The organism is Companilactobacillus insicii (assembly GCF_003946015.1).
GTDB classification, from domain to species: Bacteria; Bacillota; Bacilli; order Lactobacillales; family Lactobacillaceae; genus Companilactobacillus; species Companilactobacillus insicii.
This window is the reverse complement of record NZ_RHNU01000001.1, coordinates 26,233-40,366: the sequence shown is the minus strand read 5'-3', so window position 1 is coordinate 40,366 and position 14,134 is coordinate 26,233. Positions and strand designations below refer to the sequence as shown.

Below are 14,134 nucleotides of genomic sequence, written 5' to 3'. Positions count from 1 at the left end.
TCTCACCCTTTCCATACATCATATAATGATACAAAATAATTAATGTAATTAAAAGACTAATCGTCACGTAATCCTTTTTTGCGTTGAATTTCTTTCACTTTATTCGGCGTAACTTCCTTACCTTCTTTGTCGTAGACTTTCATCATTTCAATCTGCGATCTGAAACTGGCACGGAAATTTTCTAAATATTTTCTACGAAGACTGGCTTGTTGCTCCTGTTCTTCATGAGTCAACCCACCATTCTTTGATTTGTGTGCTAATTCATTTATTTTAGCAATTAATTCTTCTTGTTCTTTCATTTTCGCATTATCTCCTAAATATACCGAACACTTGTTTGAATTTATATCATCATTCTGATACAATCTAAATAAGATATTAACAATGAGGTGTTCTAATGTCAAAAGCAGAGGGCTCTAAACAATCCCAAATTTTACAGTTTATCCATGATTATTTAGACGATCACGGATATCCACCAACAGTTAGAGAAATATGTGAAGCTGTTGATCTATCATCTACATCAACAGTTCACGGTCATCTATCCAGATTAGAAAAAAAAGGTTACTTGCAGCGTGATCCAACTAAGCCACGTGCAATTGAACTTACTGTAGCTGGACTAAACTCAATTGGAGTTAAATCCAAACAAATCCCTATTTTAGGTGCTGTTGCTGCTGGTCAACCAATTACAGCTGAACGCAACCCTGAAGGGTATTTCCCTATACCACCTGACTTAAATCGTAACTCTGGTGAATTATTTATGCTAGATATTCATGGTGAAAGTATGATAAATGCCGGTATTTTTGATGGTGATCAAGTAATTGTTCATGAGCAAAATACTGCTAACAATGGCGAAATAGTAATCGCAATGACAGAAGACATTGAAGCAACCTGCAAGCGTTTCTACAGTGAAAATGGTCACTACCGCTTACAACCAGAAAATGATACGATGGATCCTATAATTTTAGATAGTGTTGAAGTACTAGGTAAAGTTGTAGGATTATATCGATCACAAATATTTTAAATTCAAGGATACTCAAATGAGTATCCTTTTTTTGTAAAAAAAAAGATGCCTCGAGGGCATCTTTTAATTGCAATATTAGATATCGCGACGACGTTCTTTAATACGTGCAGCCTTACCTTTACGATCACGTAGGTAATATAGCTTACTACGACGTACACGACCATGTCTGATAACTTCAATCTTTTCAACACGAGGTGTGTTTAGTGGGAATGTTCTTTCAACACCCACACCACTACTGATCTTACGAACAGTATATGTAGCACTAATTCCAGCACCGTGTCTCTTAATTACAACACCTTCGAACAACTGGATACGTTCACGTGAACCTTCAACAACCTTGGCATGTACACGAACTGTGTCACCAGGACGGAAGTCAGGAATATCTGAACGTAATTGTTCTGATGTAATATCTTGAATTAACTTATTCATAAAAAATTTCTCCCTATTCGACACTCTTATACATCCTCAATGGTGCACAGCGGAATATCGTTAATATGTGTTCAAACACTCTTACAATGATACATTATTTGGATTTAAGTGTAAACTATTTTTTTGCTTTTATTTCTCGTAATAATTTTTGCTCTTCATCTGATATTTCGATGCTCTTTAGCAAATCTGGACGTCGCTCTAAAGTTTTTCTAAGAGACTCTTTTAAACGCCATACACGAATTTTTTCATGATCACCACTTGTAAGTACCTCAGGAACCTTTTTACCTCGAAAATCCGCAGGACGTGAATACTGAGGATATTCAAGTAATCCATTAGAAAAAGATTCATCCTCTGCTGAGACAGAATTACCAAGGACACCAGGTACAAATCTCAAAGTCGCATCAATCATACTCATTGTTGGGAGTTCGCCACCAGTTAAAATATAATCTCCAATAGAAACCTCATCAGTAACTAAATCCTTAATTCTTTCATCAAAACCTTCATAATGTCCACAAATAAATACTAGTTGATCCTCTTTAGCAAAATCCATTGCCATATTAGTATCAAATGTTTTACCAGCAGGATCCAATAATACAACACGCTTTTTCCCTGGTTTTTGTTTCTCAACATAATCCATTGCATCGTAAATTGGTTGAGCTTGCAGAAGCATCCCTGCTCCACCACCATACGGTGCATCATCGACATGATTTTGCTTATTTGTAGTAAAGTCTCTAAAGTCAACCACATCAATATTTACTAATTCTTTTTCCTGCGCTTTGCCAATCAGTGATTCATCTAATGATTGGAACATTCTTGGAAAAATACTTAAAATTGTAATATCCATTAGTCTATCAATCCATCCGGAATTTCAACATCAATTTTTTGATTGTCCAAATCCACTTTTTTTACAACATCATCGATATAAGGAACTAAAACTTCCTTATATTTTGAACCCTTTACTACCCAAACATCATTAGGGCCAAGTTCCATTATTTCTTTAACTTTACCAATATTACCTAGAATAGGATCAACCACATCCAGACCTATTATTTGACTGTAAAAAAATTCACCATCCGCTAATTTAGGTTTTACATCATCATTAGCGAATAATTCAGATTTAACATATTGTTCAACGTCATTGATATTATCGTAACCTTCAAACTTGATTAAAATAAAATTCTTATGCTTACGTGAAGATTCGACAGTCAATTGTTTGTCATTACTACCTGTCTTGCGCAAAAACAGCTTTGCACCTGACTTAAATCTCTCTTCTGGAAAATCAGTAATAGGTATGATCCTTAGTTCACCTTTAATACCGTGAGTATTAACTATCGTTCCCACTCTGTATAATTTTTCGGCCATTGGCTCCTCCGTGATAAATAAATAGGACCTGACAAAACAATGTTTTATCTGATCCCACTTTTATTATTCATTATTTTGAATATTTGCTTTCATGGTACTTTTGCATAATACCATGTGTCTTAAGCAAGTTACGAACTGTATCTGATGGTTGTGCACCCTTTTGTAACCAGTCCATGATCTTGTCATCATCTAACTTGATTTCTTCTGGTTGTGAAATTGGGTTGTAGTAACCAACTTGTTCGATAAAGCGACCATCACGTGGTGCGCGTGAATCTGCAACAACAATTCTATAAAATGGTCTTAACTTACTACCCATACGTTTCATTCTAATTTTAACTGACATTTTGTTTCCTCCTAAATACTTAACTTTGTTAGTATACACAAAAAAAATAGAAGTGTAAAGTTTTTTTCTTTACACCTCTTATTTTTTTATGATTTAAAACGTTTAATCTTCTTCAATCGTTTCTTCTTATTCTTCTTTTGTTTCTTAACCATTGAACGCATGGCCATTTTACCAATCTTACCAGACATGCCTCCACCCATCATTTGATCAAGACCATTCATATTACCCTTACTCATTTGCTTCATCATATCACGAGATTGTTTGAATTGCTTGATCATTCGATTGACTTCTTGAATATTACGACCAGAACCACTTGCAATTCTACGTCTGCGTGATGGATTCAACAAATCAGGATTTTCACGTTCTTTAGGTGTCATTGAATAGACTATAGCCTTAAGATGATCGATATCCTTTTCCCCAATATTAATATTAGCCAGTTGAGGATTATTAGCCATACCAGGAATCATCTTCATAATTTCATCAAGTGGACCCATCTTTTGTACTTGATCCATTTGATCAATAAAATCATTGAAATCAAAACTGTTCTCTCTGATCTTTTCAGCCATTTCTTCAGCTTGTTTAGCATCATAATCCGTTTGGGCCTTCTCAATCAAGGTAAGCATGTCACCCATGCCCAAAATACGATCTGCCATGCGATCAGGATGGAAAACATCCAATTGATCTAACTTTTCACCTTGTCCAATAAATTTAATTGGCTTACCAGTGACAGAACGAATCGAAAGTGCGGCACCACCACGAGTGTCACCATCTAACTTAGTTAGAACAACACCAGTTATATCTAATTGTTCATCAAATCCATGAGCAACCTTTGCAGCAACTTGACCAGTCATCGAATCGGCAACAAATAGGATTTCATTTGGATGCGCTAAATCTTTGATTCTTTGAAGTTCTTCCATCAACTTGTCGTCGATTTCCAAACGTCCAGCAGTATCAATGATTACGTAATCATTTTTATTCTCTGCGGCCTGTTTTAAACCATTACGAACAATTTCAACTGGATCCTTGTCAGTACCCTCATCATAAACTGGAGCACCAACTTGTTCACCGACAACCTTCAATTGTTCAATTGCAGCTGGACGATAAACGTCTCCAGCAATAAACATTGGTCTAGCTTTATCGTTAGCCATCAAATACTTAGCTAACTTACCAGCTGTAGTAGTTTTACCAGCACCTTGAAGACCAACCATCATAATAATAGTTGGAATATGTGGAGCCTTGTTTAGAGGAACGGCCTCCTCACCCATTAACTTAGTTAATTCATCATCAACAATTTTGATTACTTGTTGTGAAGGTGTCAAACTATCCATTACTTCGGCACCCAACGCACGTTCTCTTACTTGTTTAACGAAGCTTTTAACAACGTCAAAGTTAACATCCGCTTCAAGTAAAGCCATTCTGACCTCACGCATTACTGCGCGAACATCATCTTCTGAAAGCTTTCCTTTACCTCTCAGTGAAGAAAAAACTTTTTGTAGTCGTTCACTTAATCCTTCAAAAGCCATCTCTTACTCCTATTACTTTTCATTTATTTTTGAAATACGCTTAACTAATTCTACCAATTCTTTATCTTTAGGATATTTATTCAAAACAATTTGGTCCAATTGATTGGCAATATCATCTATTTCTTGTGTCTTTTTTACTAATCCAATTTCATTTTCAAAGGATTCTAACAAACTTACCGATCGATGCAAATTATCCATGACCGCCTGTCGAGAGACCTCTAGTTGTTCTGCAATTTCACTTAATGAAAAATCTTCAACATAGTATAAATTCATATATTGATTTTGTTTCTTTGTTAATAAAGAATGATAAAAATTATACAACAAATTTACCTTAGTGGTTTCATCAATTCCCATAATTATTTACCAGAACCGACTATTAGTTCCTTGAACAATCCATAAATAAACTTTTCAGGATCAAAATCACGTAAATCATCCATTTGTTCGCCAAGGCCAACTAACTTAACCGGAATGTGTAACTCATTACGGATTGGTAAAACAATTCCACCTTGTGAGCTACCATCGATTTTTGTTAATACAATCCCTGTAACATCAGTTGTTTCATTGAATTGTTTAGCCTGGCTTAGAGCATTTTGTCCAGTTGATCCATCAAGGACTAGCAAAACTTCTTGAGGAGCTTCTGGTAACTCACGTGTAATGACACGTTTAATTTTTTCTAATTCACGCATCAATCCTTCTTTATTTTGAAGACGGCCAGCAGTATCAACTAACAAAATATCATAATCATCTTTCATTGCACGTTGTACAGCATCATAAACTACTGAAGCAGGATCTGTTTGAGGTTTACTTGCTTCAACAGGAACATCAACACGACGTCCCCATTCCTGTAATTGTTCAATTGCACCAGCTCTAAAAGTATCTCCAGCGGCTAATAGAACTTTCTTACCCTCTTTTTGATATCTATGTGCTAACTTACCAATTGTTGTGGTTTTACCAGCACCATTAACTCCAACGAATAGGAACACAGTAGGTGTTTTATCAGCGCTGAACTTTAAGGAATTATCTTCTTTTTTTCCTTCTTCATCATACATATCAACCAACTTACGTACAATTACATCTGAAACATCTGAACGTTTTTTAACGTTCTCTAATTTAACTTCTTCACGTAACTCATCAGATAACTTCAAGGCGGTCTCATAACCTACATCGGATTCAATTAGTAATTCTTCCAAATCATCAAAGAATTCTTCATCAACACTTCTAAAGTTTGCTAAAAAGCGATTAAAACGTGCCCCAAATGAATTACGACTTTTTTTCAATCCTTCATCGTATTCTTTAATATCATCTTTATCTTCAGATTCATCTTCCTCAGCAGATTCTTCAGTTGTTTCCCCAGGATCTGATTCAGTAGTCTCTTCAGAACTACTAATTTCTGTTTCATCAGTTGATGATACAGGTTCCTCTTCTTGTTTAGAACTAGATTCATCTACAGGTTCCGAATTAACTTCTTCAACTCCATCAGATTCATCTTCCACCGATTCTTTAACATCAGTTACATTTTCGTCTGAATCAGAAGTATCTGAGTTATCTTCAGATGAATCATTATCATCGATTGGCTCAGACGTCTTCTCTTCAGAACTAGAAGTATCAGAATCACTAGAATCAGACGCAGATGAACTTTGTTCCTCACTAGTCTCTTCAGCTTTTTTTGCTTCTTGTTCTTTTTTTTCTTCTTCGTCACCTTTTCCAGTAAAAGCTTTTTTTATTCGATCAAAAAGTCCCATTAATTAATCTCCTTTTAAGCATCTTTGTTTATATTTTGTACAGAAACAGACAACATTCTGGAAACTCCAGATTCCTCCATTGTAACGCCATATAAACGATTTACATTCATCATTGTACCCTTACGGTGTGTAATAACAATAAATTCAGTATTATCGTCATAACGATTTAGATAATTTGCAAATCGATACACATTAGCATCATCTAATGATGCCTCTACTTCATCCAAAATGCAGAATGGTACAGGGTGAACCTTAATAATAGCAAATAGCAATGTAATTGCCGTTAATGCCTTCTCACCACCAGATAATAAACTTAATCTTTGGAATTTTTTTCCAGGTGGCTGAGCAATAATTTCAATCCCCGTCTCTAATAAGTTGCTAGGGTCTGTTAGAACTAATTTGGCACGACCACCAGCAAACATCTCTGGGAAAATCACTTCAAATGCAGCACTAACTTCATCAAATGTCTTCTTAAAACGAGTCGTTACTTCATGATCCATTTCGGACATCGTATCAAGCAACTGTTGTCTAGCCTTTAACAAATCGTCCTGTTGAGATGTTAAAAACTCATATCGATCTTTAACCTTATCATACTCATCAATTGCGGATAAATTGACTGTTCCTAATTCATCAATGCCCATCTTCAATAGTCGTGCTTCACGCTGAAGCGCGTCAGGATCAGCATCTTGTTGTTTCAAATTCTTCATTGCAGCTTCATAAGTAAGTTGATACTCTTCGGATAATGTATCCAAACGACTATCGATTTTATTCGTTAGCTTAGTTACCGCAATAGCCAAGTTTTCCTGTTCATCCGATGCTGATTTTTGAAGATCAAAGTTTCGCTGTGCCTTTTCATTTAAACTAGCAGCTTGCTCATCCTTTTCTTTTCTTTGCACTTTTAATTTATCCAGGTCAATTTGAAGTTGTTTGATTTCAGCTTCAAACTGTGCTGTTTTTGCTTTAATTTCAGCATTAGTCATGCTTAACTGATCTCTTTCAGAATTGAGTTGATCTAATCTGATACTTAATTCTTTAATTTGATTATCTGAATCTGCAATTTCATTAGTCAATCGTTCTTTTTGAATTTGTTCATTATCATAATTACTCTTAACGACTGCTAAATTAGTCTGAGTTTTTTGAATATCATCATTTATTTGACTAAGTTCAGAATCAAAATCCTTCAAAAGATTTTGTTTATCTTCAATTTCCTTCTGAACATCAATAACTTGCTGTTTTAATTTATTAGCATTTGCAACTTGAACATTAAGTTCCTTTTGCAATTCTGAATATTCATTATTATTTTTGCTAACCGTATATTGTAAGGCATCTCTTTGCTCTTTAAGATGATTGGATTCATTCGTATACGAAGACAAAGTATTACTTAGTTGATTCTTCTCTTGATTAAAACCATCAAGTTTAGATTCGATCTTCTTCTTATCCTCACGTAAATTCACTAACCTCTGACGTAAATCCACAACTGTTTGCTGTTTTTCATCTAGCAACATTTCTTGCTTAGATAATTTTGAATTCAATGCAGTTAGTTCATCTTTACGAGTAAGAATACTTGAATTAACCCTACGTTGTTGCCCACCAGTCATGGATCCACCAGCATTAACAACATTACCGTCTAAGGTTACAACTCGATACTTACGGCTTACAGCAGCTGATACCTTTGTAGCAGAATCAATATTCTCTGCAACTAGTAAATTTCCCAAAATATTTTTAACAATATTATCAACTTTGTCATCAAACTTAACTAAATCACTAGCAACACCAATATAACCTTCAACTTGTTCAGCCTTTTTCAAATCCGTCGAGTAAATAGTTCTTGCTTTAATAATGTTTATCGGTAGAAAGGTGGCTCGACCACCGTTGCGTTTTCGTAAAAATGCAATTGCGTTCTTCGCCGATGATTCATCTTTTGTTACGATTGATTGCAATTGATTACTTACAACTGTTTCAATTGCCAGCTGATATTTACTTGGAACCTTAATCAATTCAGCAACAGCACCAATTATTCCATCAATTTTATCTTGATTATTTAAAATATTTTTAGCACCTTCAAAAAAGCCAACATGCTCTTGTTGCATGTTTTCAAGTACTGTTTTACGCGCTTTAGTTTCTTGAAGATTCTCCAAAGATTTCAAATACTCTTGGTTTCTTAGTGTACCAGTTTCAGTTACTTTTTTGATACTATCATCAATTTCATCGTTTTTCTTAATCAAATCTTGATTATCATCAATCAACTTTTGTAATTGAGCACTGACTTCAGTTACTTTTTCAGTCGACTTCTTAAGATTACCTTCAAGTTCCGCTAATCGAGTTACAGTTTCTTCATTAGAGGACTTAATACGATCCAATTGACGCTGTGTATATTTCTGATCATTACCAGTAGAAACTTGCTCCTGTAAAGTATTAACGTATTTATCACGTAACTCATTAATATTATTTTGAATTTGTTCTGGTGTCTTTTTTTGAAGTTGTGTAATTTCTTTCAGTTTTGTTTCAAATTCTTTTATTTGTGTTTGATATTCAGAAATTTTCTTATTACATTCGGTCAATTTTGCTTCATGTAATTTTTTATTAGCTTCAACACTTTTTAACTGTTCATTCAAAGAAGTTTGATTAGTAGTGTTGAACCCATTTCTTTCGTCAGAAACAGCAATTTGCCCGTTCAATATTTCTAATGACTGAGTTTTCTTAACCAAATCGGCTTGACTGGAATCTATCTGTTCAGCCAATTTACTAATTTGATCACGATTTTCAGAAACTTCTTTATTAGAAATTTTTACTTGGTGTTCAATATTTTGCAAACTCATCTTAACTTCTCGTAGTTTTGATTCTGTTTGACGCTTTTCTTTAGATAATTCTTTTATTTCGATAGTTAAAATTTGTTGATAAATATTATCGTATTTACTCTTTTGTTCTTTATAGTCACGAGCAATACTAGCTTGTTCTTTCAACGGTTCAACTTGCTTGGACAATTCAGATACTATGTCTGACACTCGATGTAAGTTATCAGTCGTTTCTGTCAGATGATTTTCAGCTTGTGATTTTTTCTGCTTAAATAATGCAATACCTGCTGACTCTTCAATAATTGAACGACGTTCTACAGGTTTACTATTGAAAACCTCTTCCACTCGTCCTTGAGAAATAATTGAAAATGACTGTTTACCCATTCCCGAATCCATAAACATTTCAGTAATATCACGTAATCTACATGACTTATTATTGATGGAAAATTCGGTATCACCATTTCTAAATAGCTTTCGCTTGATAGTGATATTAGTTTGATCAGATTTTAATTCTCCATTAGAATTGTCGAATTCCAATGTAACTTCGGCATGATTCATCTGTGCCCGTGTTGCACTTCCGGCAAAAATAACATCTACCATCTTGTCACCACGTAGGCTCTTAGCTGATTGCTCACCCATTACCCAACGAATTGCTTCTGTAATATTTGATTTTCCACTTCCATTGGGTCCTACAATACCGGTGATTCCACTTGTAAAATCAATCTTTGTTTTATCAGCAAAAGATTTAAACCCATTGATCGTTAATGATTTTAATGGCATAAAATAAAAACTCCTATAATTCTTCTAATGCTTGTTTTGCAGCCATTTGTTCTGCATGTTTCTTACTAAATCCAAATCCTTTAGACATTACATTTCCATTGACAATTAATTCAATTTCAAATTTTTTGTCATGATCTGGACCTTCTTCATCGATTACCTTGTAGTCGATTTCTACTTCGCCTGATTGTTGTAATTTTTCTTGCAAATGAGTTTTAAAATCAGTATCTTCAGAAAACTCACCTGAATCAATATGGGGATATACAACACTTTCAAGGAACTCTTCCACTGCTGTATTACCTTGATCTAAATACAACGCACCATTGAATGCTTCAAAAATATCCTCTAACAGAGTATGTCTTTGACGTGCACCTTGCTTTTCTTCACCCTTACCAATCAGTAAATACTTATCAATTTGTATTTGTTTGGCAAATTTGGCAAAACTATCTGTTCTTACAATATCTGATCTTAATCTTGTCAATTTTCCTTCAGGTAATTGGGGATATTTTTCAAATAAGTATCTGGAGATGTTAATTTCCAATACAGCATCTCCTAGGAATTCTAGTCGTTCATAGTTACCTATTCCTAATTCTTTGTGTTCATTATCAAAAGAAGAATGAGTCATAGCACGCTCAATCAACTTCTTATTGTTAAAAGTAATACCATAGTTCTTTTCTAAATAATCTAGAAATTTTTGATCTAGCATAACGCGTCCCCTTTCCAATAACTTTAATTATACTAAACTTTTGCAGTAAATAATTAAATGGCGAAAAAAATAAGACCAAATGGTCTTATTTTTGATGACTCTTGATGTAATCAACCGCTTCACCAACAGTTGTAATTTTTTCTGCATCCTCGTCAGGAATTTCAGCATCAAATTCTTCTTCTAATTCCAAAACAAATTCTACCAAATCAATTGAATCAGCATCTAAATCTTCTGAAAATGATGTTTCTTTTTTAATAGTACTTGCATCCACCTCAAATTTATCAGCAATGAGTGTAACAATTTTATCGTAAATTTCTTGTTCTGACATTTAATGATTCTCCCTATTTATCTTCTTCTTTTTTATTCATTTGTTCAAAGTAAGTGTTAGCTTTATTGATTGTATCATTTAGCAACATATCATAAATCTGTTTAACTGTATAGAAAACTGTTTTGCTGTCCGCAGCACCGTGAGCCTTGACTACTGGAGATTTCAATCCTAGTAATACCGCTCCACCAGCATGTGACGTATCAAACATATCACGAAGTCCCTTCAATGACGGAGCAACAATTGCCGCACCTATTTTAGTAAAGAAGCCATTATTTAGTAATGCATGCTTCATTTCTTTAAGAAGCGTAGTTGCTGTTCCTTCTGTGGCTTTCAAGGCCGCATTACCAGTAAAACCGTCTGTAACGATAACATCCGCTACACCATTCAAAATATTATTAGATTCAACATTACCAATAAAGTTAATACCTTCAGTATTCGAAAGCAAATTAAAAGCTTCTTTATGCAAAGTATCTCCTTTATCTTCTTCGGTACCATTATTTAACAAACCAATACGTGGTTCCTTGATTTGTTTAACATCACGAGCATATATCGAACCCATAACCGCCCATTGTTGTAAATAGGCAGGTTTAGCTTCAGCGTTGGCACCAACGTCCAAAACATTAACACCTAATGCCGAATTAGTAACTGGTAATGTCGGCATCAACGCTGGTCGTTCAACTTGTTTGATACGTCCAACAATAAAAATTCCTGCAGCCAACAATGCTCCAGTGTTACCTAAAGAAAGCATTGCATCTGCTTCCTTTGACTTAACTGATTTTGCTGCTAAAACCATTGAAGAATTTTTTTTAGAACGGATAGCCTTAACTGGTTCATCTGTCCCTAGGATTTCCTCATCAGTATGAACAATCGAAATACGATCACTGTTTTTCAAAAACTTCTTGATTTTTTCTTCATTACCATACAATACAAAATCTAAATCAGCCCATTCATCACGAGCTCTTTCGATTCCTTCAACAATCACCTGAGGTGCATTGTCTCCACCCATGGCATCTACTGCTATCTTCATTCATTAATTCCTCACAAATTCTATGATTTTTAAAATTCTTTAATCGAAATTATTTAATTGTTCAAATTCATCATTTAAAAATAATTTTAACACTTTATTTTCTGGATTATCCATGGCTTGAGGATCTTTAAAAATTTGCGCAGCTTCAAGTTGTGCTGTTTGCAAAATATTAAAATCAGAAATTGGATTACCAACTTTAAAATCAGGTAATCCGGACTGTTTACTACCCAACAAATCACCAGAACCACGCATTTTCAAATCTTCCTCAGCCAATACAAAACCATCAGTTGTAGAAGTTAAAATTTTCATTCTCTCTAATGCAATGTCGTTCTTCGGATCAGCAATTAAAATACAGTAAGATTGCTTCTCCCCACGTCCTACACGGCCACGTAATTGATGCAGTTGCGATAATCCAAATCTATTAGCATCATATATTACCATAACCGATGCATTTGGTACATCAACACCAACCTCAATTACAGTTGTTGATACCAAAACATCAATTTGTTGGTGACTAAACTTGTCCATAATATCTTCTTTTTCATCGTTAGTCATTTGTCCGTGCAAAATTCCAATATGATACTTAGGTGCATACAACTCATTAAATTTATCATAAATCAATTCAGCATTCTTTAAATCAATCTTTTCTGATTCTGATATTAAAGGAGTAACAACATAAACTTGAGCATGTTCAGCTAATTGCTTAGATACAAATTTATACATTTGTTCAATTTTTTGACTTCTGATCCAATATGTTTCGATCTTTTTACGACCAGCTGGAAGCTCATCAATTCTTGAAACCTCCATATCACCATATGTAGTAATTGCAAGTGTTCTCGGGATCGGGGTAGCTGTCATCGCTAATACATCCGGATTATTGCCCTTTTCACGCAATGCCTTACGCTGATTAACTCCGAAGCGATGTTGCTCATCGATTACGATCAAGCCTAAATTTTTGAACTCTACACTATCTTGTATTAATGCATGAGTTCCGACAATAACATTTGTACGACCTTCACGAATGTTCTCTGCAATAGTATCATGTTCCTTTTTTGTTTGTGATCCAGTCAAAATTGCTGTCCTAATATGCCATTTTTCTAACAATCCGCCAATTTTTTCAAAGTGCTGTTGAGCAAGTATCTCCGTTGGTGCCATGATTGCGGTTTGAAATCCAGCTGTCACTGATGCTAGCATTGCTATCACCGCAACGATGGTCTTACCAGAACCTACATCACCCTGTAATAATCTATTCATATGATGATCAGATTCCATATCCGATAATATTTCACCAACAACACGACTTTGGGCTTTTGTTAATTGGAAAGGCAATGATTCCATAAACTTTCTGATGTAGTCCTTATCATACATTTCAACCAAGCCGTTATTTTGTTGTTCATCTTTTGCCTTAACGCTTTGGATACCACATTCAAATAAAAAGAATTCACGAAATTTAGCACTTCGTCTTGCAGATTCATTCTCGGATTCACTACTAGGAAAATGCATCCCCTTAACAATATTTTTATCATCCATTAATTGATATTTTTCCAAAAGATATTCAGGAAGAATTGATTCAATTTCATCTTGATATTTATCAAATGCCATTTTAATCAAATTAACCAACGTTTTCTGATGAATATTCTTGTTGACCGAATAAACAGAATCAATAGTATCTTGCTGATTACTGCCAATGACTTTCATTCCTGTTAAAGAACGTCTATTTTCATTCCACTTTCCGTAGACAGCAACTTCATTCCCGGTTTCAAACTTATCTTTTAACCATGGTTGATTAAAGAAGGTAATCATAATGGATTCATTCTCCACCAATATACGCACATTCAATCGATTCTTTTTATAACCGAATCTAGCCACAACCGGATCACTTGCAACTACGCCTTTAAGCAAGATTTTCTCTTGATCCATAGCATCATTTAAAGACTTTACTTCCATATCCTCATATCGAAAGGGAAAATAAAATAATAGGTCATAAATATTGTCGATGCCAAGTGATTTAATAGCATCCAATCTTTTGGGACCTACTCCTGGCAATTCTGCCACTGATATTTTTCTTAAATCCATTTTCCCCT

The 14,134-nt window shown here is 34.6% G+C and carries 14 protein-coding genes; 1 reads left to right on the top strand and 13 read right to left on the bottom strand.

Translation table 11 applies throughout. The features are described from left to right. Nucleotides 1-56: 56 nt before the first annotated feature. A complete protein-coding gene (locus EKM79_RS00220; protein ID WP_125565118.1) occupies nucleotides 57-299 on the bottom strand; it encodes a DUF896 domain-containing protein in 243 nt (80 codons plus the stop codon). A gap of 95 nt (nucleotides 300-394) precedes the next feature. On the opposite strand from EKM79_RS00220, the gene lexA reads away from it, so the two are divergent. Further along, complete coding sequence (gene lexA / locus EKM79_RS00215; RefSeq protein ID WP_125565117.1) at nucleotides 395-1,018, top strand: transcriptional repressor LexA; 624 nt, start codon at nucleotides 395-397, stop codon at nucleotides 1,016-1,018. Nucleotides 1,019-1,093: 75 nt separating this feature from the next. Here the strand turns inward: lexA and rplS are convergent, their stop codons facing one another. The 12 genes from rplS to recG form a co-directional block, all read right to left on the bottom strand. Beyond that, the gene (gene rplS / locus EKM79_RS00210) at nucleotides 1,094-1,447 is read right to left on the bottom strand and encodes a 50S ribosomal protein L19 (RefSeq protein WP_125565116.1); all 354 of its coding nucleotides are present in this window, start codon (nucleotides 1,445-1,447) and stop codon (nucleotides 1,094-1,096) included. A 115-nt stretch (nucleotides 1,448-1,562) separates the two neighbouring features. Beyond that, nucleotides 1,563-2,291 (bottom strand): tRNA (guanosine(37)-N1)-methyltransferase TrmD, encoded by a 729-nt coding sequence (gene trmD / locus EKM79_RS00205; RefSeq protein ID WP_125565115.1) that lies wholly within the window; start codon nucleotides 2,289-2,291, stop codon nucleotides 1,563-1,565. Further along, on the bottom strand, nucleotides 2,291-2,809 hold the full coding sequence (gene rimM, locus EKM79_RS00200) for a ribosome maturation factor RimM (RefSeq protein WP_125565114.1): 519 nt from the start codon (nucleotides 2,807-2,809) through the stop codon (nucleotides 2,291-2,293). The genes trmD and rimM overlap by 1 nt, the downstream gene beginning before the upstream one ends. A gap of 70 nt (nucleotides 2,810-2,879) precedes the next feature. Beyond that, complete coding sequence (gene rpsP / locus EKM79_RS00195; protein ID WP_076616149.1) at nucleotides 2,880-3,152, bottom strand: 30S ribosomal protein S16; 273 nt, start codon at nucleotides 3,150-3,152, stop codon at nucleotides 2,880-2,882. Nucleotides 3,153-3,238: 86 nt separating this feature from the next. Further along, on the bottom strand, nucleotides 3,239-4,675 hold the full coding sequence (gene ffh / locus EKM79_RS00190) for a signal recognition particle protein (protein ID WP_125565113.1): 1,437 nt from the start codon (nucleotides 4,673-4,675) through the stop codon (nucleotides 3,239-3,241). 12 nt (nucleotides 4,676-4,687) lie between these two features. Beyond that, nucleotides 4,688-5,029 (bottom strand): YlxM family DNA-binding protein, encoded by a 342-nt coding sequence (ylxM, locus tag EKM79_RS00185; protein WP_125565112.1) that lies wholly within the window; start codon nucleotides 5,027-5,029, stop codon nucleotides 4,688-4,690. A gap of 2 nt (nucleotides 5,030-5,031) precedes the next feature. Next, entirely contained in the window at nucleotides 5,032-6,417 is a 1,386-nt protein-coding gene (ftsY, locus tag EKM79_RS00180; protein WP_125565111.1) for a signal recognition particle-docking protein FtsY, read from the bottom strand. 14 nt (nucleotides 6,418-6,431) lie between these two features. Continuing rightward, nucleotides 6,432-9,992, bottom strand: coding sequence for a chromosome segregation protein SMC (smc, locus tag EKM79_RS00175; protein WP_125565110.1), 3,561 nt, complete (start codon nucleotides 9,990-9,992; stop codon nucleotides 6,432-6,434). Nucleotides 9,993-10,005: 13 nt separating this feature from the next. Continuing rightward, a complete protein-coding gene (rnc, locus tag EKM79_RS00170; protein ID WP_125565109.1) occupies nucleotides 10,006-10,695 on the bottom strand; it encodes a ribonuclease III in 690 nt (229 codons plus the stop codon). 85 nt (nucleotides 10,696-10,780) lie between these two features. Continuing rightward, complete coding sequence (gene acpP / locus EKM79_RS00165; RefSeq protein ID WP_125565108.1) at nucleotides 10,781-11,023, bottom strand: acyl carrier protein; 243 nt, start codon at nucleotides 11,021-11,023, stop codon at nucleotides 10,781-10,783. A gap of 13 nt (nucleotides 11,024-11,036) precedes the next feature. Beyond that, nucleotides 11,037-12,050, bottom strand: a complete 1,014-nt coding sequence (gene plsX / locus EKM79_RS00160; protein WP_125565107.1) for a phosphate acyltransferase PlsX — start codon at nucleotides 12,048-12,050, stop codon at nucleotides 11,037-11,039. A gap of 39 nt (nucleotides 12,051-12,089) precedes the next feature. Then, nucleotides 12,090-14,126, bottom strand: coding sequence for an ATP-dependent DNA helicase RecG (recG, locus tag EKM79_RS00155; RefSeq protein ID WP_125565106.1), 2,037 nt, complete (start codon nucleotides 14,124-14,126; stop codon nucleotides 12,090-12,092). Between the last annotated feature and the right edge of the window lie 8 nt (nucleotides 14,127-14,134).

Bases quoted from the DNA above. Each gene is read 5' to 3' on its own strand.
- EKM79_RS00220 (WP_125565118.1), bottom strand. From the start codon at position 299: ATGAAAGAACAAGAAGAATTAATTGCTAAAATAAATGAATTAGCACAC.
- lexA (WP_125565117.1), top strand. From the start codon at position 395: ATGTCAAAAGCAGAGGGCTCTAAACAATCCCAAATTTTACAGTTTATC.
- rplS (WP_125565116.1), bottom strand. From the start codon at position 1,447: ATGAATAAGTTAATTCAAGATATTACATCAGAACAATTACGTTCAGAT.
- trmD (WP_125565115.1), bottom strand. From the start codon at position 2,291: ATGGATATTACAATTTTAAGTATTTTTCCAAGAATGTTCCAATCATTA.
- rimM (WP_125565114.1), bottom strand. From the start codon at position 2,809: ATGGCCGAAAAATTATACAGAGTGGGAACGATAGTTAATACTCACGGT.
- rpsP (WP_076616149.1), bottom strand. From the start codon at position 3,152: ATGTCAGTTAAAATTAGAATGAAACGTATGGGTAGTAAGTTAAGACCA.
- ffh (WP_125565113.1), bottom strand. From the start codon at position 4,675: ATGGCTTTTGAAGGATTAAGTGAACGACTACAAAAAGTTTTTTCTTCA.
- ylxM (WP_125565112.1), bottom strand. From the start codon at position 5,029: ATGGGAATTGATGAAACCACTAAGGTAAATTTGTTGTATAATTTTTAT.
- ftsY (WP_125565111.1), bottom strand. From the start codon at position 6,417: ATGGGACTTTTTGATCGAATAAAAAAAGCTTTTACTGGAAAAGGTGAC.
- smc (WP_125565110.1), bottom strand. From the start codon at position 9,992: ATGCCATTAAAATCATTAACGATCAATGGGTTTAAATCTTTTGCTGAT.
- rnc (WP_125565109.1), bottom strand. From the start codon at position 10,695: ATGCTAGATCAAAAATTTCTAGATTATTTAGAAAAGAACTATGGTATT.
- acpP (WP_125565108.1), bottom strand. From the start codon at position 11,023: ATGTCAGAACAAGAAATTTACGATAAAATTGTTACACTCATTGCTGAT.
- plsX (WP_125565107.1), bottom strand. From the start codon at position 12,050: ATGAAGATAGCAGTAGATGCCATGGGTGGAGACAATGCACCTCAGGTG.
- recG (WP_125565106.1), bottom strand. From the start codon at position 14,126: ATGGATTTAAGAAAAATATCAGTGGCAGAATTGCCAGGAGTAGGTCCC.